The 20,770-nt window shown below is 70.5% G+C and carries 18 protein-coding genes and 1 pseudogene; 8 read left to right on the forward strand and 11 right to left on the reverse strand.

Going from position 1 to position 20,770, the window contains the following annotated elements; all coding sequences use genetic code 11:
• Window positions 1–116: 116 nt before the first annotated feature.
• Complete coding sequence (locus ACWCP8_RS27370; protein WP_451118721.1) at window positions 117–419, forward strand: hypothetical protein; 303 nt, start codon at window positions 117–119, stop codon at window positions 417–419.
• A gap of 162 nt (window positions 420–581) precedes the next feature.
• Here ACWCP8_RS27370 and exaC read toward each other — a convergent pair whose 3' ends face one another.
• The 7 genes from exaC to ACWCP8_RS27405 form a co-directional block, all read right to left on the reverse strand.
• Window positions 582–2,105 (reverse strand): acetaldehyde dehydrogenase ExaC, encoded by a 1,524-nt coding sequence (gene exaC / locus ACWCP8_RS27375; RefSeq protein ID WP_451118723.1) that lies wholly within the window; start codon window positions 2,103–2,105, stop codon window positions 582–584.
• 141 nt (window positions 2,106–2,246) lie between these two features.
• On the reverse strand, window positions 2,247–3,497 hold the full coding sequence (locus ACWCP8_RS27380; protein WP_451118725.1) for a GAF domain-containing protein: 1,251 nt from the start codon (window positions 3,495–3,497) through the stop codon (window positions 2,247–2,249).
• Window positions 3,498–3,595: 98 nt separating this feature from the next.
• Window positions 3,596–4,189 carry an N-acetylmuramoyl-L-alanine amidase gene (locus ACWCP8_RS27385; protein ID WP_451118727.1) on the reverse strand — a complete coding sequence of 198 codons (594 nt, stop codon included), beginning with the start codon at window positions 4,187–4,189 and terminating at the stop codon, window positions 3,596–3,598.
• Window positions 4,190–4,222: 33 nt separating this feature from the next.
• On the reverse strand, window positions 4,223–5,239 hold the full coding sequence (locus ACWCP8_RS27390; RefSeq protein ID WP_352263699.1) for an acetamidase/formamidase family protein: 1,017 nt from the start codon (window positions 5,237–5,239) through the stop codon (window positions 4,223–4,225).
• A complete protein-coding gene (locus ACWCP8_RS27395) occupies window positions 5,236–6,723 on the reverse strand; it encodes an APC family permease (RefSeq protein ID WP_352263701.1) in 1,488 nt (495 codons plus the stop codon). The genes ACWCP8_RS27390 and ACWCP8_RS27395 overlap by 4 nt, the downstream gene beginning before the upstream one ends.
• 190 nt (window positions 6,724–6,913) lie before the next feature.
• Window positions 6,914–8,308, reverse strand: coding sequence for an SWIM zinc finger family protein (locus ACWCP8_RS27400; protein ID WP_451118730.1), 1,395 nt, complete (start codon window positions 8,306–8,308; stop codon window positions 6,914–6,916).
• Window positions 8,305–11,208, reverse strand: a complete 2,904-nt coding sequence (locus tag ACWCP8_RS27405; protein WP_352263704.1) for a DEAD/DEAH box helicase — start codon at window positions 11,206–11,208, stop codon at window positions 8,305–8,307. Before ACWCP8_RS27405 ends, ACWCP8_RS27400 begins: the two co-directional genes overlap by 4 nt.
• A 269-nt stretch (window positions 11,209–11,477) precedes the next feature.
• Between ACWCP8_RS27405 and ACWCP8_RS27410 the strand changes: the two genes are divergently transcribed.
• The 3 genes from ACWCP8_RS27410 (at window position 11,478) to ACWCP8_RS27420 (ending at window position 13,505) form a co-directional block, all read left to right on the forward strand.
• Window positions 11,478–12,593 (forward strand): fatty acid desaturase family protein, encoded by a 1,116-nt coding sequence (locus ACWCP8_RS27410; RefSeq protein WP_352263705.1) that lies wholly within the window; start codon window positions 11,478–11,480, stop codon window positions 12,591–12,593.
• 152 nt (window positions 12,594–12,745) lie between these two features.
• On the forward strand, window positions 12,746–12,928 hold the full coding sequence (locus ACWCP8_RS27415; RefSeq protein WP_352263707.1) for a hypothetical protein: 183 nt from the start codon (window positions 12,746–12,748) through the stop codon (window positions 12,926–12,928).
• Window positions 12,929–12,962: 34 nt separating this feature from the next.
• Entirely contained in the window at window positions 12,963–13,505 is a 543-nt protein-coding gene (locus ACWCP8_RS27420; RefSeq protein WP_352263708.1) for an MOSC domain-containing protein, read from the forward strand.
• 69 nt (window positions 13,506–13,574) lie between these two features.
• Here the strand turns inward: ACWCP8_RS27420 and ACWCP8_RS27425 are convergent, their stop codons facing one another.
• From ACWCP8_RS27425 to ACWCP8_RS27435, 3 genes are all read right to left on the reverse strand, one after another.
• Complete coding sequence (locus tag ACWCP8_RS27425; RefSeq protein WP_352263790.1) at window positions 13,575–14,546, reverse strand: hypothetical protein; 972 nt, start codon at window positions 14,544–14,546, stop codon at window positions 13,575–13,577.
• 116 nt (window positions 14,547–14,662) lie between these two features.
• Complete coding sequence (locus tag ACWCP8_RS27430; protein ID WP_382836902.1) at window positions 14,663–14,962, reverse strand: hypothetical protein; 300 nt, start codon at window positions 14,960–14,962, stop codon at window positions 14,663–14,665.
• Between the two features lie 203 nt (window positions 14,963–15,165).
• Window positions 15,166–15,765 (reverse strand): class I SAM-dependent methyltransferase, encoded by a 600-nt coding sequence (locus tag ACWCP8_RS27435; RefSeq protein ID WP_352263711.1) that lies wholly within the window; start codon window positions 15,763–15,765, stop codon window positions 15,166–15,168.
• A 171-nt stretch (window positions 15,766–15,936) separates the two neighbouring features.
• On the opposite strand from ACWCP8_RS27435, the gene ACWCP8_RS27440 reads away from it, so the two are divergent.
• Genes ACWCP8_RS27440 through ACWCP8_RS27455 form a run of 4 tightly spaced genes read left to right on the forward strand, consistent with a single transcriptional unit; the run spans window position 15,937 to window position 20,406 of the window.
• A complete protein-coding gene (locus ACWCP8_RS27440; protein WP_352263713.1) occupies window positions 15,937–16,806 on the forward strand; it encodes an MHYT domain-containing protein in 870 nt (289 codons plus the stop codon).
• Window positions 16,807–16,857: 51 nt separating this feature from the next.
• Entirely contained in the window at window positions 16,858–19,515 is a 2,658-nt protein-coding gene (locus tag ACWCP8_RS27445) for a nitrate- and nitrite sensing domain-containing protein (RefSeq protein WP_451118734.1), read from the forward strand.
• A complete protein-coding gene (locus ACWCP8_RS27450) occupies window positions 19,512–19,949 on the forward strand; it encodes a roadblock/LC7 domain-containing protein (RefSeq protein ID WP_352263716.1) in 438 nt (145 codons plus the stop codon). The genes ACWCP8_RS27445 and ACWCP8_RS27450 overlap by 4 nt, the downstream gene beginning before the upstream one ends.
• Before the next feature lie 22 nt (window positions 19,950–19,971).
• A complete protein-coding gene (locus ACWCP8_RS27455) occupies window positions 19,972–20,406 on the forward strand; it encodes a DUF742 domain-containing protein (RefSeq protein ID WP_267009120.1) in 435 nt (144 codons plus the stop codon).
• Window positions 20,407–20,441: 35 nt separating this feature from the next.
• Here ACWCP8_RS27455 and ACWCP8_RS27460 read toward each other — a convergent pair.
• Window positions 20,442–20,552 (reverse strand): annotated as a pseudogene (locus ACWCP8_RS27460) (TerD family protein); the annotation flags it as partial.
• Between the last annotated feature and the right edge of the window lie 218 nt (window positions 20,553–20,770).

The raw sequence follows: 20,770 nt of genomic DNA on the forward strand, positions 1-20,770 counted from the left end.
AGCGCGACGCGACCTGTTCCCATCCCGCCGCAATTCGTACGCATGCTGCGTGCCCATGTGAAACGGTTCGATGGCACCCGACGGTTGACTCTTCCGGAACCAGGCCGGCAACTACGTTGGGCGCTGCCGCCTACGGCATTACGTGGGTGCGGGCCCGGGAGCACGCCCTGACTCGTACCGAGCGGACTTCTCGCCTGGCCAAGCGACCTTACGATCTCCGGCACGCCGGGATCTCGTTCTGGCTCTACTCCGGAGTGCACCCGGCCGAATGCGCCCGCCGCGCCGGTCAGACCATCGAGGTTCTCTTTCGCCACTACGCCAAGTTCCTCGACGGCTTTCGAGAGCAGGCGAACCGCCTCATCGAGCAGTCCATGAACGAGTGGCAGCGCGTCAGCCAAGGTGACGCACCCGAGGGCTGAACCGGGGGTTTGGTCCGTGACTGGTCCGGAAGCACTGGTCGGGAGGGGTACAGCAGTGAGAGGAAATGGGAGTTAGCACGCAAGCCGGGCTCGGTCGAGAGCGGGCTGAGCGAAAGGCGCCTGACGGGTGAAAGCCCAGGTCAGGCGCCTTTTCTCGTGCGTCTAGAAGAAGCCCAGCTTCTTCGGCGAGTACGACACCAGAAGATTCTTCGTCTGCTGGTAGTGCTCCAGCATCATCTTGTGGTTCTCCCTGCCGATCCCGGACTGCTTGTAGCCGCCGAAGGCCGCATGCGCGGGGTAGGCGTGGTAGCAGTTCGTCCAGACCCGGCCTGCCTGGATCGCGCGGCCCGCCCGGTACGCGGTGTTGATGTCACGGGTCCAGACGCCTGCCCCGAGGCCGTACAGCGTGTCGTTCGCCGTGCTGATCGCGTCGTCGAAGTCCGAGAAGGACGTCACTGCGACGACCGGGCCGAAGATCTCCTCCTGGAAGACCCGCATCCGGTTATCGCCCTCGAAGATGGTCGGCTGGACGTAGTAGCCGCCTGCCAGCTCGCCGTCGTACTCGATCTTCTGACCGCCCGACAGGACCTTTGCACCCTCCTGCTGGCCGATGTCCAGATAGGAAAGGATCTTCTGCAGCTGGTCGTTGGAGGCCTGCGCACCGATCATGGTGTCCGTGTCCAGCGGGTGGCCCGGCACGATCTTCTCAGTGCGGGCGATGCCTGCCTCCAGGAACTCGCTGTAGTGGCCGCGCTGGATCAGCGCACGCGACGGACAGGTGCACACCTCGCCCTGGTTGAGGGCGAACATCGTGAACCCTTCGAGGGCCTTGTCGCGGAAGTCGTCGTTCTCCGACCAGACGTCGTCGAAGAAGATGTTCGGCGACTTGCCACCCAGCTCCAGCGTCACCGGCTTGATGTTCTCGGAGGCGTACTGCATGATCAGCCGCCCGGTCGTGGTCTCGCCGGTGAAGGCGATCTTCGCGACCCGCGGGCTGGAGGCGAGCGGCTTGCCGGCCTCCGCGCCGAACCCGTTGACGATGTTGACGACACCCGGCGGCAGCAGATCGGCGACCAGGCTCAGCCACACATGGATGGAGGCCGGGGTCTGCTCGGCCGGCTTGAGGACCACCGCGTTGCCCGCGGCGAGCGCCGGGGCCAGCTTCCAGGTCGCCATCAGGATCGGGAAGTTCCACGGAATGATCTGAGCGACCACACCGAGCGGTTCGTGGAAGTGGTACGCCACGGTGTCGTCGTCGATCTCGCTGAGCGAGCCCTCCTGGGCCCGCAGCGCACCCGCGAAGTACCGGAAGTGGTCGATGGCGAGCGGGATGTCGGCGGCCAGCGTCTCCCGCACCGGCTTGCCGTTGTCCCAGCTCTCGGCGACCGCCAGCTCCTCCAGATGCGCCTCCATCCGGTCGGCGATCCGGTTGAGGACCGACGCGCGCTCACCGGCTGCCGTGGCTCCCCAGGCGGGGGCGGCGGCGTGTGCCGCGTCCAGGGCGAGTTCGATGTCCTCGGCGGTGCCGCGGGCGATCTCGGTGAACGGGCGGCCGTTGACGGGGCTCGGGTTCTCGAAGTACTGGCCGCGGGTCGGCGGGACGTAAGCGCCGCCGATCCAGTGGTCGTAGCGGGACTCGTACGAGACGATGGCGTCCTCGGTGCCCGGCGCAGCGTAACGGGTCATCTCTGTGGCCTCCCGGATCCGGTGCCGCCCGCCGTTGGACGGCCCTCGGCGTGAGGCTAGGCAGCGCAACGTTGCAAGCCCGTTGCGCGCGGCGCGGTCGTGCTGGGCGTCGCGGCCCCGGCCCCGATCCGCCGGGCAGCTCTACCGCTGTTCGGCGTCGAGCTCGCGCGCCCTGGCCAGCAGCGCCGGCCGCTGCCCGGGCGGCGCTGCCGCGGCCAGCGCCTGCCATATCGGGAGGTCTTCCTCACCCCACGGGCTGTACGCCCAGTCCGCCAGCAGCCCCGGGTCACCGCGCGCGATCAGCGAGGCCCGCAGCTGATCGCCGAGCCGGCGCCTCAGCCGGGCGACGGACGGAGCCTGAGAACCGGGCAGCAGCGGCCCTGCGTACGCGCTGAGCGCCGCCGCCACCGCACCGGAGGCGAGCCTGCGCGCCACGGTGTCGAAGTCGGCGTCGACCGGGGCGGCGAACCGGTACGGGCGGGAGAGCAGGAGTTCCGGGCCGAGGAGCCTTCGCAGCCGGGAGAGTTCGGCCCGCAGCGTCACCGGGGTCACCGACTCGTCCTCGTACAGCTCGATGAGAAGTTCGTCGCCGCCCAAGCCCTCCGGATGGCGGGCCAGCGTCACCAGTATCTCGCTGTGCCGCCTGCTGAGCCGGATCTTGCGGCCGCCCGCGACGAGCAGTGCCTCGTCCCGGCCGAGCGCGCTGAGCTGTACGGACTCCGGGGCGGGCGAGGGCGCGAGCAGAGCGAGCTGGGACTCGGCCGCGCGCGCCACCGCCTGGACGAACGCCAGACTGTGTGGGTGCGCGAGCCGGTTTCCGCCGGTGATGTCGACGGCGCCAAGCACCCGCCCTGTGCGCGGATCGTGGAGTGGCGCCGCGGCGCAGGTCCACTGCTGCACCGGACGCAGGAAGTGCTCGGCGGCGAACACCTGCACCGGCCGGTCCACGGCGATCGCTGTCCCCGGTGCGTTCGTCCCCGCCACGGACTCGGACCAGCGGGCGCCTTCCACGAAGTTCATCCGCCCCGCGCGTCGCCGTGTCGTCTCGTGTCCTTCGACCCAGAGCAGCCTGCCGTGCGCGTCGCACACCGCGAGGAGATGCTCTCCGTCCGTGGCGTACGCACTCATCAGTTCACGGATCACCGGCATGGCGCGGGCCAGCGGATGTCCCTCCCGGTACGGTCCGAGCTCGTCCGCACCCAGCTCGACCTGAGCCGCACCGTCCGGACTGACCCGGGCCCGGGCGGAGCGCCGCCACGACTCGCCGACCACGGATCGTACCGGCAGCTCCAGCCGACCCGCGGTGGTGAACACCTCGTGTGCGTGACGCAGTTCACCGAGCCGATCGACGAGGTCCGTATCGGCGGTCAGAGCTAGCCAGGGGTCCGTCAACTCACCCTCCCGTCCAAGGGGTGTCGTGCCCCCCATCGTCGTCGCAGCCGGGCTCTGCGACAACCTCGGTGCGGAGAGTAGTCACATGGGACTGCGGTTCAGCCGGCGCTGAAGAGGTTGACGAGGCGGATGTAGCGCACCCAGTCCCAGTTGGGTCCGGGATCGGTGTGATCGGTGCCCGGTACCTCGGCGTGTCCGAGGATATGCGCACGGTCCTTGGGGATGCCGTAGCGGTCGCAGACCGACGCGGTCAGCAGCGCCGACTGCTCGTACAGGGCGTTGGTGAAGTACGCCGGCTGGTCCACCCAGCCCTCGTGCTCGATGCCGACACTGCGAGTGTTGTAGTCCCAATTGCCTGCGTGCCAGGCAATGTTCTGTTCCCGGACGCACTGCGCGATGTATCCGTCGGCCGAACGCACCACATAGTTGGCGGATACCTGCTTCGCCGGATTCTGGAAGATCCCGATCGCGTCCGAGAACATCTCCTGCGTGACGTGGATGATCAAGTACTGCACCGGATACGCCGAAGGGCGCGTCGAGGCCGTGTAGTTGGCGGTGGAGGCGGGCGTCCAGTGTGCGAGCGGATAGTCGGTGGATCCAGCGGTGGACGAGGCCATGGCGCGGGTGGAGGCCGGGAGCAGAGCGGCGGCGGCCGTCGCCGCGGCGCCCTGAAGGATCCTTCTGCGGTGCATGAACGCTCCTGTGGGGGGAGGGGGGTTCCGGGATCAGGCGGTGGGCAGTAGTGCGGCGGTCTCCCGCAGATGACGGTGCAGCCCACCATGAGGATCGCCCGCAGGCAGCCATTTCTTGCGGATCTTCGCCACACAGGTGTAGTTGGTGTCGCAGACATTCGCCAATGGAGCTTCACCGGCCTGGCTGATCAGCTGGTACGCGTCCAGCTCGGAGAGCCCGTAGTCACGTGCCAGCCACTGCACCAGGTCCAACTGTGAAATACGGAAGGCGTCTTCGAGGGGGCGGGCGGAGCCGGTGGAGATCAGATGGGTGTCCGACTCGATGCGCGGCCACGGCGTCGCGACACCCTTCAACAGCTCGACCAGCACCACCGTGTTCATCGCGCACTCCACCGCGACTCCGCAGGTCTCGCCCTCACCCTGCCGGGCATGGCCATCGCCCAGACTCAGCAGCGCACCTTCGACATTGACCCCCAGATAGCAGGTGACGCCGACCCGCATCTCGGGCGTGTCCATGTTTCCGCCGTGTGCGTCCGGCACCAGCGCGGACCGCACCTCCAGATTGGCCGGAGCCACCCCGACCGTGCCGTGCATCGGATCCATCGGCAGCTCCACCTGGATGTCGCTGTCGCGGGCGCTGAAGAGACAGGTGCGGCGGGCCCGGTCGAGCTGCCACATCCACACCACCTCGGGCAGCGGGGCCTGCAGCGAAGCCGTCGCATGGGTGGAGGTGAGGGCGCCGAACAGCGGCACGGTCGTGGACGCCGCCCAGTCCCTGGCCGGTTCGATCGACACGAAGTGCACCGCGACGGTATCGCCCGGCTCCGCCCCCACGACATGGAAGGGACCGGTCTGCGGGTTGAGGAACGGGAACTCGCAGACGGCGGAGACCAGGTCCTTCTCGGAGCGCACCCGGCCCGCGAAGCAGTCCTCCGTGTACACATCGAGGAAGGTGCCGGGCTCGATCCGGGCCACCGGCGCCGCACCGCCGAAGGTCCATGCGTACTCGCCCTCCTTGGGGCGAACGGTCAGGATCCGTGGGTCGCTCATCGCTGTTCTGCTCCTGCTTCGATGTCGACGACGGCCTCCGGGGCCTCGTCCAGATGGATCCGTCCGGTCTGTGCCACCCGCTCCGGATGTCTGCGCACCAGCACCAGCAGCACAACGATGCCGATGAGCATCCAGATACCGACAATCGGTCCGGCGTACGAGACGGGGGCGCTGAGCTCCGAGACGAAGTCGAAGACGGGGATGCCGGCGGCCGTCAGCAGCGCCGGTACGAACGCCGCGATGCCCAGCACCGGGAAGAGAAGATGGAGTACGGGGCTGAACGCGTCGCGGCGTCGGCGCAGGAAGTACCCGGCGCAGGCCAGGTTGACGACGATGTACACACCGATGATCACGGTCACGATGACGGTGGCCAGCAGCACGAACGCGGTCACCGGGTCATAGCCGAAGCCGAGACCGAGCGTGGCTCCGACCGCGATCACGAACTGCGCGGCCACCCCGGTGACGGGGGAGCGGCGGCGCGGATGGAGCCGGGCGAACGCCTGCGGGAACACTCCGATGCGCCCCAACGCGAAGGCCGTACGCGTCGACACGTTCGCGCACGCGTTGGCGTTGGCCACGGTCGAGTTGACGACGGCGAGGAAGAGCAGCACCCAGAACAGCCCGAACGAGGCGCGGGCGACGCCTTCCCACGACGCCGCCCCCGAAGCGCCGAATCCGGAGAATTTGTCCGGCCCGAAATAGACGGACATGGCGTATGTGGTGAGGACGTACACCAGGCCGATCGACAGCGCGGCGCCGAGCACCGCCCGGCGCATCGTGCGCCGCGGGTTCTTCGTCTCCTCGGCGAGCGGCGCCGCCGCTTCGAAGCCCGCGAACGCCAGCACGGTGTAGACGGAGCCCGCGAAGATCCCGCTGATGCCGTCGAAGCCGTCCGCGGTGTGCGACGTCCCGAACACCGACAGGGTGTTGTCCGAGCCGGCCTGCCCGATCAGCAGCACCGCGAAGGCGACGAAGACCAGCACCTCGAAGATGCCGAGTACGGTCCCGAAGCGGGCGGATGCCCGAACCCCGAAGTAGCCGGCGAGCGCGATGACGACCGCACCCAGGAGCGACCACGGCCACCACAGGTCCGCCGGGTACGACGACCACTCCTGGTGCAGGGTGCCCGCCGTCGTGAACCCGAGCTGCAGCAGCAGCAGCGCGGGCACCAGCGCCTCGACGAAGACATAGCCCCAGCCCACGAGGAAGCCGACGGTCGGATGCAGGCCCTGTGCGGAGTACGTGGCGACCGAACCGGCTGCCGGCAGGTGGCGGGCCAGCTCCGCGACGCACGAAGCGGTGAACAGACAGGCCACCAGCGCCACCAGCACGGAGAGCGGCAGACTGCCACCGGCGAACGCGGCCCCGGACGGGATGGACGCGGCGATGGCGGCGGCGGGCGCCATCGCCGTGATGCTCTGGAAGAGAACTTCGCGCAGCCCGATGGCATCGCGCAGCAGTGTGGTTTCCGATTCCCCCGACACTTCGTGACTCCCTCTTGTCCGTTGACCGGAATGCGTTGTCCGATGTACGGCCGAGCGTCTCGCGCGCCCCACCGTACGACCGCGGCGCGGATGGCGGAAGATGGCAGGCGGCCGAAAATCGGTGGCATGCAAGGGAGTTGGGGGAGTCGGGTGCGGTGTCCGGTGGGGCGGGGGACCACCGGCGGGCGGGCTACCCGATGCCGAGCGCTTCCGACAGCGCCGCCGCCGGGTCGTCGTCCGACGGCCCCGCCGGAATCCATCGCCCGTGCTCCTTGCGGTACGGCCACCAGCGTCCGTCCCGCCCGTACCGCAGCTGTACGTCACCGCCCGCCACGGTCCACCGGTTGCGCACCGCCCGCAGCTGCGGACGCTCGCCGTCCTCCCACGCCGCAGCGAGCCGGGCAAGGGCCCGGGCGTGGGACTCCGGATCCGGTGCCCACTCCTCGTCGAGCACGGTGAGCGCGGCGGTGCCGCCGTAACCCCAGGCCCTCACCGCCGCGTCGAGCTCGGCCCGCTGCCGCCCCGATCCCGTGGCCAGCCGTGTGATGATCCACGGCTCGGGACGGGCGTCGGCGACCAGCCGTACGACATCCTGCTCCGGCGTCAACCCGGCCTGCACGGGCTGCTGTCCATGGTCGGGCGACAGGGCTTCCGCCAGCATCCGGTGGGCCCGGACGGCGCTGTCGGTCGCCAGCACTTCCAGGGCGGCCGGGTCGAGGCCGGGCTCCGGTTCGGTCTCCGTGTCCAGCGACGGCGGGGGGCCGGGCTCGGCGGGCAGCGGCGGTGGAGCGGGCAGCGGGGGCAGGATGTCCTGCGCGGCGAATGCCTCGTCCGCCCGTACGCCGCGCGCCCGCCGGTCCTCCGCGCGGGAGGGCTCCGCCGGTTGCCGCTCCGCGGCCCGGGCCGTGATTCGCGCCTGGAGATCGTCGAGCACCCGCCGCTCGCCGCGTCCCCGCATCAGCAGCAAAACGAAGGGGTCCTGGTCCAGCAGCCGTGCCACCTGGTAGCAGAGGGCGGCGGAGTGCGGACAGTGGTCCCACGCCTCGCAGGTGCACTCCGGATCCAGATCGCCGATGCCGGGCAGCAGATCCACCCCGGCCGCCGCCGCGTCCTCCACCAGATGCGGCGGCATCTCCCGGTCGAGGAGTGCGGCGATGTGCCCGGCCCGGTCGACCGCCATGTCCAGGAAGCGGTCCCACTCCTCCTCGCTCAGCTGCTGGAGCAGGACATCACTGCGGTACGTGGTCGAGTCCCGGTCCTGGACGACTGCGGTGATCCGCCCTGGGCGTACGGAGACCGCGCCGACCCCTCCCTCGAGGGCCAACCGACGCCCCTTCTTGACCTGTTCGCCGTCGAGCGCGGTGTCTTCGAGGGCCTTCAGCCAGGCCCGGCCCCACCAGGACTCGGCGAAGCCGCGGCCCCGCGCGGGCGGCAGAGCGGCGAAGGTACGTTCCTGCCCCGGCGCCGCCACCTCGGCTCCGTCACCGGCGGGGTCGCATCCCTCCCCCTCGTAACCGTCGGCGTCGTGGTCCTCGCCCTCGTACCCAGGGTTCGCGTATTTGTCGGTCCCGTACGTGTCGCTCATCGCGCGCCCCCTCGTAGCTGCACCAGATCGGCAAGTTCCGCATCGGTCAGCTCGGTCAGTGCCGTCTCACCGGAACCCAGCACCGCATCCGCGAGGCCCTGCTTGCGGGCCAGCATGTCGGCGATCCGGTCCTCGATCGTCCCCTCGGCGATCAGCCGGTGCACCTGCACCGGCTGGGTCTGCCCGATGCGGTACGCACGGTCGGTGGCCTGGGCCTCCACTGCCGGGTTCCACCAGCGGTCGAAGTGCACCACGTGGCCCGCCCGGGTGAGGTTGAGCCCCGTACCGGCCGCCTTCAGAGACAGCAGGAAGACCGGGGACTCGCCCGCCTGGAACCGGTCGACCATGGCCTCGCGCTCGGCGATCGGCGTGCCGCCGTGCAGAAACTGGGTGCGTACCCCGCGCGTCGCCAGATGCTGTTCGAGCAGCCGCGCCATCTGTACGTACTGGGTGAACACGAGCACGCTCGCGTCCTCCGCGAGAATGGTGTCGAGCAGCTCGTCGAGGAGCTCCAGCTTCCCCGAACGGTCCGCGATCCGAGGCCGCTCCTCCTTGAGGTACTGCGCAGGGTGGTTGCAGATCTGCTTCAGTGCCGTCAGCAGCTTCATCACCAGGCCGCGCCGGGCGAACCCGTCGGCGCCGGAGATCTCGGCCAGGGTCTCCCGTACCACCGCCTCGTACAGACCGGTCTGCTCCGCCGTCAGCGAGACCGCGCGGTCGGTCTCCGTCTTCGGCGGCAGCTCCGGGGCGATGCCCGGATCGGACTTGCGCCGCCGCAGCAGGAACGGCCGTACCAGGGCTGCGAGCCGTTCGGCCGCAGCCGGGTCGTTGCCGCCCTCCACCGCCCGCGCGTACCGGGTACGGAACGTGCCGAGGCGGCCGAGCAGCCCGGGCGTCGTCCAGTCGAGGATCGCCCACAGCTCGGACAGGTTGTTCTCCACGGGGGTGCCGGTGAGCGCCACCCGCGCCCGCGCACCGATCGTCCGCAGCTGCTGCGCGGTCGCCGAGTACGGGTTCTTCACGTGCTGCGCCTCGTCGGCGACCACCATGGACCAATCGGCCGCGGCGAGCTTCGCCGCGTCGAGCCGCATCGTGCCGTACGTGGTGAGGACGAATTCGCCGTCCACCAGGCCCTCCAGGGTCCGGGACGCGCCGTGGAAGCGACGTACCGGTGTGTCGGGGGCGAACCTCTCGATCTCTCGCTGCCAGTTGCCCATCAGCGAGGTCGGGCAGACCACCAGCGTCGGCCCGGCGGCCTCCTCGACGCTCTGACGGTGCAGATGCAGCGCGATGAGGGTGATGGTCTTACCGAGGCCCATGTCGTCGGCGAGACAGCCGCCGAGGCCGAGCGAGGTCATGGTGTGGAGCCAGTTCAGACCGCGCAGCTGATAGTCGCGGAGCGTCGCGACGAGCGCGGAGGGCTGACCGACCGTCTGCTGCGCACCGGATTCAGGATCGGCGACCCGCGCCCGCAGTTGCTCCAGCCAGCCGGTCGCCTGCACGTCGACCGGGCGGCCGTCGATCTCGGTGGAACCGGTCAGAACGGCCCCGAGCGCATCGATCGGCGTGACCTTGCGGTCCTGCGTCTCACGGGCGCGACGCGCCGCTTCCGGGTCGATGAGCACCCACTGGTCGCGCAGCCGGACAATCGGCCTGCCGGCCTCGGCAAGCCGGTCCAGTTCGGCGCGGCTGAGCTTCTGGTCGCCGAGCGCGAACCACCAATTGAACGCCAGCAGAGCGTCGGCCGACAGGAACGACGGGACGTCGGACGCGGACTGTCTGTTCGAGGACTCGCCGTCGCGGTCGCCGGCGTGCCCGGCTTCCCCCTCGTCCGGCGGGCCGATCACCGCGCGTGCGGTGAGCGTGCGGGCGAGCTCCTTGGGCCAGTGCACCTGGACCCCGGTCGCGGCGAGCGACCGTGCGGCGGAGCCGAGCAGTTCGGCGATCTCCTCGTCGGCGGGCTCGACGGAGTCCGGTACGGCGGCCGACAGCAGCGGAGTCAGCGGCGGCCAGGCCCGGGCGGCGCGGCGCAGGGCGAGGAGGGCGTCCATCCGCGCGCGCGGACCGAACCCCGCTGCGGTGGGCGCCGTGCCCGCCCAGACGTCGGCGGCGTCGGCGACCACGGTCGGATCACTGACGCTGTGGATCTGCAGGACGGCACGGAAGGATGGCCCGGCACCCCGCTCGGCGTCCTCGTGAGCAGGAGTCAGACCGGTGACCTCGACACGCAGTGAGAGCCGCACACCCGCGTCGTGCCCGGCCGCGACGTCGGCGGCCCAGGCCTGACGCTCGGGCAGGCGCTGCGGAGCGTCGACGGCGAAGGCCGGACTTTTGGTGGCGAACACCGCGGCGGGCGTGCGCGGCAGGCCGTCGGCCACCGCGTCCAGGAACGCGCGCAGCAGCCGCTCCGGCTCCGGCAGCAGCACGGGCTCCACAGCGTCGTCGAGCGGCACGGCATGGGCGGTTGGCGGCATGGAAGCCGCGAGGTCACGGATCCGGTCGAGATCGGCGGCGGTCAGCGGGCCGGCCCGCCACGCGTCGTGGTCGGAGGCACTGAGCCCCGGCAGCAGCAGTCCACGGGCAGCGAGTTGCAGGGCGAGGAGGGCGGCCGCGCCCCAGAACGCGGCCGAGGGCGAGGCCTGCGCCGCGGCCCGCGCGCGGGTCAGTACGGGCAGCGCGTCCCGCACCGGAAGCAGCAGCGCCGGTACACCGTACGGGCGGGTGTCGGCTCCGACGACGGTCAGATCCCCGACGGTCCCTGGTGCATCGGGCGGGCTGTCGCCGTCCGGATGCCAGAAGGCGACCCGGCCGGTACGGGAGGGATCTGCGGGAAGGAAGACGACGGAGCAGCGGGAGAGTGCGGAGATCTCGGCGAGGGTTGCCGCAGGGAGCCTTTGCACAGCGATGTCGGATTCCTCAAATTTGACTAGTGGGGGCCCAAGGTCGCCGAGAGTACTCCACCGGAGACGCGGTCCGGGAGCGCAATCGCCGTGATCCAGCTCACTTCGATGACGCCTGCGGGCTGCCCGGTGCAGCCAGCACCCCTCTCCCAGGAGGGGGCTACCCCCCGATACCCCGGGTGGTGGCGCCATGGTTGCCGCAGCACCCCTTCCCGTACGTTTCAACAGGTCAGAGCAGTTTCCCCTGCCGCCCAGAGACCGGAGTCAACATGCCTCAGGCCGTAGTCACCGTCGCGGACCGCCCCCGCGACCGTGCCGGAAGTACGGACAGCGCCGACGGAAGCAGGGGCGTCGGGGGACGCGCGGCAGGTGTCGGCGGCAGTGACTTCGCGCCGCTCCTGCGGGCCGTGAAGGCGCAAGGACTCCTGGAGCGGCGCACCGGATGGTACGCGGCCGTCATCGCCGGCAACCTCCTCGCCCTGGGCGGCGTGCTCACCGGCCTGGTACTCCTCGGCAACACCTGGTGGGCCTTGCTGCTCGCCCTGCCGTTGGCGATTCTCTGGTCCCGGACCGCATTCGTCGGCCACGACGCCGGACACGCCCAGATAACCGGCGACCGCCGAGCGAGCCGGGTCATCGGTCTCGTCCACGCCAACCTGCTCCTCGGTATGAACGAGGCCTGGTGGAACGACAAACACGTACGCCACCACGCCAACCCCAACCACATCGACAAGGACCCGGACGTCGGCGTCGGCGCCCTCGTCTGGACGCAGAAGCAGGCAGCCCAGCGCGAAGGCTTCGCCCGCCGGCTCACCCGTAACCAGGCCCGGCTGTTCTTCCCGATGCTGCTCCTCGAAGGCATCGCCCTCAAGATCTCCGGTTTCCAGTACCTGCGGCAGCAGCCCGCCCGCGAGCGTGTCCTGTCGGCACTGCTCCTCGTCACCCACCTCGGGCTCTACGCGACGCTGCTGCTCACCGTCATGTCTCCGGGCAAGGCGGTCGTCTTCGCGCTGGTGCATCACGCGCTGTTCGGACTCCACCTGGGCATGGCCTTCGCACCGAACCACAAAGGCATGGAGATGCCCGACCCCGACGGCGACCGCTGGGGGCATCTCGAGCGACAGGTCCTCACCTCGCGCAACGTACGCGGCGCCGTCCTCACCGACTGGTTCCTCGGCGGGCTCAACTACCAGATCGAACACCATCTGTTCCCGAGCATGCCGCGCCCCCACCTTCGCCGGGCGCAGCCCTTGGTGCGAGCGCACTGCGAGTCGCTGGGCATGCCGTACGCGGAGACCGGCCTGGTCGAGTCCTACCGTCAGGCGCTGCAGCACATGTACGAAGTCGGCGAACCGCTGAGGCAGCCTGCTGAGACGGCTCGCTGAGACAGCTCAGCAGGTAGCCCGCTCGGGGCAGCCGACTCGGCAACCTGCTCGGGCAACCCATCGGGACGACCGCTGGTGCAAGCTGGAACCGACAGGCTCGCACAGGCGTTGTCACAGCAGAAGCGGCTTGCGCCGCGAAGGAGGAGTGGACGATGTCGAACAGCGCAAAGATCGCCATCGGGGGAGTGGTCGCGGCAGTCGTCCTGATGCCGTTCATCGGATTCTGGCTTTCGCTGGTGGTCCTGATCGGAGTGCCTGCGGTTGCCTATCTCATGCTGGATCCCTCGCAGCGGCGCAGGCTCCGCAGGATCACCCGCAAGGAAATAGGTCGCTGAGAGGACAGGCGGCCGAGAGGGGGGTTCTCCGTAGATGAGCGGGACAGTCACCGCGGTGAGCAGCAACGGCACCTACACCTTCACCAAGCCGAACAGGGACAGCGTGACCCTGCTGGCCGGACTCGGTGTCGAGGGGGACGTACATGCGGGGGTCACGGTCAAGCACCGCTCCCGCGTTGCGCAGGACCCCACCCAGCCGAATCTGCGCCAGGTCCATCTGATCCACGAGGAGCTGTTCGAGGAACTGCGGGAGGCGGGCTACGAGGTAGCTCCCGGAGATCTCGGGGAGAACGTCACCACGCGCGGCATCGATCTCCTCGGCCTCCCCGTCGGCACGCTGTTGCACCTCGGTGACGAAGCCGTCGTCGAGGTCACCGGCCTGCGCAACCCGTGCCTGCAGATCGACATTTTCCAGGACGGCCTGCTGAAGCAGGTCGTCGGTCGGGATGCGGCGGGCCACATCGTGCGCAAGGCCGGGATCATGGGCATCGTCACCTCCGGTGGCACGGTCCGGCCGGGCGATCCGGTCAAGGTGGAGCTGCCCGCCGAGCCGCACCGGCCGCTGGACCGCGTGTAGCGGGGGAGCCGCACCGGTCGCGCCGTGCGGGCTCTGGTCACCGCCCGGCCGGTGCCTGAGTCTCTCGGCTCAGGTCGGCCGTACCGCGAGCGCGTCGAGCGCCTTCAACAGGCCGGGCAGTGCCGCCCCGCGTCCCACCGGCAGGACCTCGCCGGGTTCCTCGTCCAGCAGGACGAACGCAATGTCGTCGGTCCTCGCGACCAGGGACCAGCCGGGTCCGTCGGCGCGCAGGGTCCGGGCGTCGCCCGGGGCGAAGGAGGACCGGATGCGTCCGGGCGGCGGCGGGTTGTCCACGTATGCATGGGCCTCCGCGAGAGCGCGTCGCACACCGGGATGGGTTCCGGAGAGCGCGGTGGGGCGGGCCGAGCTCTCCTCTGCCGCGTCGGAGGACGGGTTCGCGTCCACTGCGGCGCCGGCATCCGACTCCTGGGCGCCGTCCGGATCGTCCGTGCCGTCCGGCTCGCCGGCGCCACCCCCGGCGTCCCCGCCATCCGCATCGTCCGCGACATCCGTGCCGTTCGGCCCGCTGAACGTCGTCTCGTCGTCGATCTGGTCGCGCCAGGCCGCCCACTGCAACGCGATCTCGTCCGCGCCCAGCCGCCGCTGCGCAGGCCCCCACGTCTCGGTGTCGGGCGGGGTCAGCGGCGGCAGATCGGTGCCCTCGGCCTCGGGGTCCGGCGGCGGGTCGTGGGGGGCGGGCACCCCCGGTGCGGCGACCGCCAGTGCGAGGGGCCAGCCAGGGAGCGCAGAGACCACTGAGCGGTCGTCGGGGGAGAGGTCGTACTCCATGCCGCAGTCCCACGAGGCGATGGCGACGGCGACCAGTGACACGTCGTCGACGACGACGGTCCACCGGGCACCGTCGCCGTCCTGGCCGAGGACGAGTCCATAGCCCTCGGCGTACGGCTCGAGGCCGAGTGCCCCGCAGGCCGCCGGGTAGTCGTCACCGAGCACGCTCGGGAACTGCGCGGGTGTGAGCAGCACCGCGGTCAGCACATACAGTGCGTCGTCCTCGGCGACCGCGTCGTCCGTCCCGGCCACAGCACTCTCCTCGTCCCTCATGGTTTCCGTCGGCGCACCTTAACCAGTGGGTAACGCGGTCGTCGAGGCCCTGACAAGGGAAGACCCATCGTGCGTGGTCAAGCGGACGGCGCCGTTCAGTCGGCGGGCAGCCCGAGCAGGTCACGGGCCACGGACTGCGGCGACTGACCGCGCTCGCGAGCCAGCGCGACGACGGCTCTGCAGGCCAGCTCATTGACCCCGAAGGAGAGCGCTCCGGGCGATACCCATCCGCTCGCCTCGTCCATCCGGTCCTGGTCGTCCTCCGCGCACGCCGAGACATAGGTGGCGGCCGCCTCGAACAGATTGTGCTGCTTGCGTCGGTGTTCCTCGTGCGGTGGCGCGGGCAGCCCGCCTTTGCGGCCGGGAGAGACCACCTTCCGGAGACTGCTGAACATGTCGATCATGGAGACCGCCTTCCCGGGGAGCCGTGCACGGGGGGCGTGCACGCAAGCTGTCTTCGTACGTACTTACGGTCTTCCCCCTCGACGTAGAGTTGGACCACCGACCGAGGAACAGGGACCGCGCGGCGCACAACCGGCGGCCGGGCGCTCCGGTCGAGTAGACCCGGAGGCCCGCGCCCGGTCGGCCCGCTCACCGGTCAGTCCGCCCGGACGGCGAGTGCGAGGAATCGGGCATCCTCATCGGTGTACGAGTCCAGTCGCCAGCCCGAACGTGCGAGCAGCGGCCTGAGGTTGGGCTCGGCCCGCAGATCGTCGTCCGTGATCCGGCGGCCGTGGCGCGCCGCGAGTGCGGCCCGGCCGATCGGGTGGAACAGCGCCAGCTGCCCGCCGGGCCGGACGACGCGCGCCAGTTCGGCCAGGTCCGGTCCGGGATGTGCCAGGTGCGAGATGAGCCCGGCGCCGAACACTGCGTCGAGCGAGGCGTTCCGTAGCGGCAGCCGGGCCACATCGGCGAGCAGCAGCCGACCGCTCCGGTCGCGTCCGGCCCGTACCGCCGCCTGGAGCATTGCCGGGGTGAGGTCCGCACCCAGAACCGTGCCCTGTGGTCCGACGGCGTTGCGCAGTGCGGGCAGAGCCCGTCCCGTACCGCATCCCGCGTCGAGCACGGCGTCGCCGGGGCGCAGCGCGAGTGCTTCGACGGCGGCCGCATAGGCAGGAGCGTCGTCGGGGAAGCGGGTGTCCCAGTCCGCGGCGCGGGCGGTGAAGAAGTCCTGGACATGTGTGTGGTGATCGGCCATACGGACATGATCGCGCAGCGGCCGCCGGAGTGAAATGGAACGAAACCACGGGAATCGGTGTGCATGTTCGAGCACTGCGCGATCGTTCGGGGACATCTCTCTCTCATATTCCGGCAGCTTTCGAAATGCGCCCCAGGCGTGCGCCCCCATCGCGACTAGCGTCCCCGATTCATGGGACACCTGGACCACGCCACCTTCGGCTGGCTGACACCTGCGCTGTCGTACGCGATGGCAGTGATTGGCTCGGCGCTCGGACTGAGCTGCACCGTGCGCGCACTCGACACGAGCGGCCGTTCGCGCCGCAACTGGCTGATCGCAGCCGCATCCGCCCTCGGCACCGGCATCTGGACCATGCACTTCGTCGCGATGCTCGGCTTCGGCGTGACCGGAACCGATATCCGCTACAACGTGCCGCTGACCCTGCTCAGCCTGCTCTGCGCCATGGTGGTGGTCGGCTGCGGTGTTTTCGCTGTCGGCTACAGCCGTGACCGCACCGGGGCACTGCTCGTCGGAGGATTCGGCACCGGACTCGGCGTCGCCAGCATGCACTATCTGGGCATGGCGGCACTGCGGCTGCACGGCACGATCCACTACGACCCATTGCGGGTCGCACTCTCCGTCGCCATCGCCGTCGTCGCCGCGACAGCGGCCCTGTGGGCGGCGCTGAACATCAAGTCACCGCGTGCCGTCGCCCTCGCCTCGCTCGTCATGGGTGCGGCGGTCAGCAGCATGCACTACACGGGCATGATGGCCGTCGGCGTCCGCGTCACCTCCTCCGACGTGGAACTCCCCGGGGCAACTACGATGCAGTTCATCTTCCCCCTGGCCGTCGGACTCGGCTCGTACCTCTTTCTGACGTCGGCGTTCGTCGCCCTCTCGCCGACGGCCCGCGAGCGTGCCGCGTACGTCTCCGCCGGGCGCAGTGCGGAACCCGCCGAAGCGGATGCCATGGCCCCGGCACGATCCGCGCAACGCGGACGCGATCCCCACACACGGCGTGACCCGCGCGGCCAGGACCCCTCGCCCGCCGCCGCGCCCTGACGCCGCGCCCCTTTCACTCCTGCCCAGCTCCACACCCGGAACGAGGAGGCCATGCGCCCACCCCGCACGACCCCGGACCCTGGCGCGACGGCCGCCACATGGACCAGCGCCCAGCCCTCGCCCGACGCCTCGCCCCCGCCCGCGGCGCGCGGACGACGCGCGCACGCGGGACCGCCGGCCGACGAGAGCGCCGAACACGACGTGCGGCTGCTGCTGACGCAGGGCACATCCGGGCCACGCGGACGCTGGACACTGCGCCCGAGGACCGTACGCGCGAAGATCATCTCGCTTCTGATGGTGCCCGTCGTCTCGCTGCTCGCCCTGTGGGGTTTCGCCACGGTCAACACCGCCCAGGACGTGGCACAGCTACGGCAGTTGCAGCGGGTCGACAAAGAGGTGCGGGCCCCGATATCGACCGCTGTCGCCGCACTCCAGGCCGAACGCAGAGCTGCCCTGCTCCAGACCGTCGCCCCCAGCAGCGCCCGCGCCGCCGCCCTGAAACAGCAGGCCGGCCGTACCGACACCGCACTCGCCGCCCTGCGACTCGACAAACAGCACACCAGCGCCAACGCGGGCAGCCTTCCGACGGGCGTCGCCGACCGGCTCGACCGGTTCCTCGACCGCACCCACGAACTGCGTACGGCGGGCGACCGGGACCGGGACGGTAAGCAGGAGCGCGACGAGAACGCAGTGTTCGAGCGGTACACCCGGGCCGTCACCGCGGGATTCGCCGTCTCCGGCGCCGTGACCGGAATTCAGGACGACGCGCTCGGATCCGATGCACGGGTCCTGCTCGAACTGGCCCGCGCCGACGAGATGCTGGCCCGCGAGGACGCCCTGCTCGCCACGGCAGGCCTCACCGAGAGCCTCGACGGCCACCAACTGGTGCAGTTCACCGGAGCGATGGAGACCCGCAGGAACCTCACCGAGACCGCGGGCGCCGATCTGCCGGCCGCCGAACGCATCACCTGGCAGAAGCTCACGACCCGGCCCGCATACCGTCTGATCGAGGCGGCCGAGGACCAGGTGCTGGCGGCATCGCCCGGACAGGAAGCCGCACGGGCGGTGAACACCGCCGACTGGGAAACGGCCGCCGCGAGCGTACGGAGCGAGCTGCGTACCATCGACACCCGCGCCGCGGAACGGGCCGCGGACCGCACCGACCCGCTGGCCCGCGGCCTGTTCAGTCCGTCTGGAGCGGCCGTCCTCTTCGGCTGCGTCGCCGTGGCCGCCTCGCTGGTCATCACCGTACGCATCGGCCGCGCGCTCGTCGTGGAACTCGTCAGTCTCCGTGACAGGGCACTGGAGATCGCCCGCCGGAAACTGCCCCGCGCCATGCAGCGACTCCGGGCCGGCGAGGCGCTCGACATCCAGGCCGAAGCCCCACCCGGCATGGCCTCCCACGACGAGATCGGACAGGTCGGCGAGGCCCTCGGCACCGTGCACCGGGCCGCCCTCAGCGCCGCCGTCGAACGAGCCGAACTGGCCGACGGCATCTCGGGCGTCTTCGTCAACCTCGCCCGCCGTAGCCAGGTGCTGGTTCACCGCCAGCTCAACCTCCTCGACAGCATGGAGCGCCGCACCGATGACCCCGACGAACTGAGCAACCTGTTCCGCCTCGACCACCTCACCACCCGGATGCGGCGGCATGCGGAGAGCCTGATCATCCTGTCCGGCGCAGCCCCCGGCCGCGCATGGCGGATGCCCGTACCGCTGACCAATGTCGTACGCGCGGCCGTATCCGAGATCGAGGACTATGCCCGGGTGGAGGTACGGCAACTGCCCGACGCCGCGGTCAAGGGCACCGCGGTCGCCGACCTCACCCACCTCCTTGCCGAACTCGTCGAGAACGCCGCGCAGTTCTCACCGCCGCACACCAAGGTGCGGATCAGCGGCGAGCCTGTCGGCAACGGCTACGCCCTGGAGATCGAGGACCGCGGACTCGGCATGGGCAACGACCTCCTCGCCGAGGCCAACCGGCGCATCGAGCAAGCGCAGGCTCTCGACCTCTTCGACAGCGACCGGCTCGGCCTCTTCGTCGTCAGCAGGCTCTCGGTCCGGCGCCACATCAAGGTCAAGCTGCGCACCTCCCCGTACGGCGGAACGACCGCGGTGGTCCTGCTGCCGACCGCACTGCTGCAGGGCGCGCTTCTGGTGGGCGAGGAAGCGGCCGCACCGGAGAAGACAACCGTCGAGCGCCAACGCGACGGCGACAGCGATGGTGACCGTGAGCCGTTCGGACCCGGACCGGGCCCGCGTGCGGTGCGCACCCAGGCCACGGCGTTCCCCGCCCCGGCCCCGGTGCACGCCCTCGAATCCCGGACGAGTCCCCCGGCCGGAGTCACCTCGCTGCGCCCGCGTGCCCGCAGAACGGACGAGGACAGGGCAGCGGGCAGGAGCGAGGCCAGGCCGACACCCCGGAGCGAGAGCAGCAGCGCGGACGACGACGGCACACTGCCCCGCCGCGTCCGGCAGGCCAGCCTCGTTCCGCAACTGCGCGAGGAGCCCCGTCCCGAACCGTCCCGAGGCGACGACGGGAGCGGCGCGGACAGCCCGGTGGAGCGCACCCCGGAGCAGGCCAGGGACCGGATGACCGCCTACCGCAACGGCTGGGTACGCGGCGGCGGCACCGCCCCCGGCACGCCCGCACCCCGCCGGAAAATCACCGAACCCCGCCCCCGTCCAGGCAGCGAAGGAGACCACGCATGATCGCGAACGAGAGGACCGAGGTGCACCGGCGCTCGGGCGAACTCGACTGGCTGCTGGACGATCTGGTGGCCCGGGTCGGCGAAGTCCGGCACGCCGTGGTGCTCTCCAACGACGGTCTGGCGGTGGGCGCCTCCAGCGCGCTCAGCCGCGAGGACGCCGAGCACCTGGCGGCGGTGGCCTCCGGTTTCCACAGCCTCGCGAAGGGCGCCGGACGGCACTTCCAGGCCGGAGACGTCCGTCAGACCATGGTCGAGATGGATGAGGGCTTCCTGTTCGTCGCGGCTGCGGGGGACGGCTCCTGCCTCGCCGTACTGAGCACGGCGAACGCCGATATCGGCCTGGTCGCCTATGAGATGGCCCGCCTCGTCAAACGGGTCGGCGAGCACCTGCGAACCCCGCCGCGGCTCACCGCACCCCCGCCCCCGGCCGGCTGAAAGGGCGGAGACAGCAGTGGACATGACCAGCAAGGGTCCGGGAGGCTCCCAGCGCTTCCCGGACCCGCCCGAACTGCCGGGCAGTCAGTGGTACGACGCCGAAGCGGGGCCCCTCGTCCGCCCGTACGCCATGACGGGCGGACGGACCGAACCGGGCCCCAACGGCGCGCACTTCGATCTGATCGCACTCGTCGCCGTCGCCGACAGCGCACCGGACAGCTCCGAGGAGCGCCTGCTGGGACCCGAACACCGCGCCCTGCTCACCCTGTGCCGCTCCGAGACCCAGTCCGTCGCGGAACTCTCAGCCGACGCCGACCTCCCTGTCGGTGTCGTCCGCGTACTCCTCGGAGATCTGCTCGAAGCCGGCTATGTGCGGGTCAGCCGACCCGTGCCGCCCGCACAACTGCCCGACGAGCGGATCCTTCGCGAGGTGATCAACGGACTGCGGGCGCTCTGAGCCATCGCTCCGGCAGGCGGTCCGAGGGACCTGGCATCGACGCCGTAGCCGGACGGGATACCGGCAGGGCCTCGCGCGAAACCCTGGCCCACCGCGCGGAACTTCCATTCCACGCCATGCCGGAACACCTCCCCGAGAGCCCTCGCCCTCACCCGTCGTCCACACGTCCCAGTCCGGACCGACCGTCACCACGGTCAGCCCGGGCGCGCTATCGCGCCGCCCGGCTCACTGTGGTTCGTCGTTGTTCACGGCCTTCGCCTCACGCTTTTCGGGATCCGCGTGGAATCGCCCCGCGTGCGGGCCGAGTCCGGCAGTTTCTCCGATCCGGACAGCGCGATGAGTACAACCGCGACAATCGAGAGGT

The sequence above is a fragment of the Streptomyces sp. NPDC002206 genome, assembly GCF_053593595.1.

What these genes read in the sequence shown, in the direction of transcription:
- exaC (WP_451118723.1), bottom strand. Translation starts at nt 2,105, where the DNA reads ATGACCCGTTACGCTGCGCCGGGCACCGAGGACGCCATCGTCTCGTAC.
- ACWCP8_RS27385 (WP_451118727.1), bottom strand. Translation starts at nt 4,189, where the DNA reads ATGCACCGCAGAAGGATCCTTCAGGGCGCCGCGGCGACGGCCGCCGCC.
- ACWCP8_RS27390 (WP_352263699.1), bottom strand. Translation starts at nt 5,239, where the DNA reads ATGAGCGACCCACGGATCCTGACCGTTCGCCCCAAGGAGGGCGAGTAC.
- ACWCP8_RS27400 (WP_451118730.1), bottom strand. Translation starts at nt 8,308, where the DNA reads ATGAGCGACACGTACGGGACCGACAAATACGCGAACCCTGGGTACGAG.
- ACWCP8_RS27410 (WP_352263705.1), top strand. Translation starts at nt 11,478, where the DNA reads ATGCCTCAGGCCGTAGTCACCGTCGCGGACCGCCCCCGCGACCGTGCC.
- ACWCP8_RS27415 (WP_352263707.1), top strand. Translation starts at nt 12,746, where the DNA reads ATGTCGAACAGCGCAAAGATCGCCATCGGGGGAGTGGTCGCGGCAGTC.
- ACWCP8_RS27420 (WP_352263708.1), top strand. Translation starts at nt 12,963, where the DNA reads ATGAGCGGGACAGTCACCGCGGTGAGCAGCAACGGCACCTACACCTTC.
- ACWCP8_RS27430 (WP_382836902.1), bottom strand. Translation starts at nt 14,962, where the DNA reads ATGTTCAGCAGTCTCCGGAAGGTGGTCTCTCCCGGCCGCAAAGGCGGG.
- ACWCP8_RS27435 (WP_352263711.1), bottom strand. Translation starts at nt 15,765, where the DNA reads ATGGCCGATCACCACACACATGTCCAGGACTTCTTCACCGCCCGCGCC.
- ACWCP8_RS27440 (WP_352263713.1), top strand. Translation starts at nt 15,937, where the DNA reads ATGGGACACCTGGACCACGCCACCTTCGGCTGGCTGACACCTGCGCTG.
- ACWCP8_RS27445 (WP_451118734.1), top strand. Translation starts at nt 16,858, where the DNA reads ATGCGCCCACCCCGCACGACCCCGGACCCTGGCGCGACGGCCGCCACA.
- ACWCP8_RS27450 (WP_352263716.1), top strand. Translation starts at nt 19,512, where the DNA reads ATGATCGCGAACGAGAGGACCGAGGTGCACCGGCGCTCGGGCGAACTC.
- ACWCP8_RS27455 (WP_267009120.1), top strand. Translation starts at nt 19,972, where the DNA reads ATGACCAGCAAGGGTCCGGGAGGCTCCCAGCGCTTCCCGGACCCGCCC.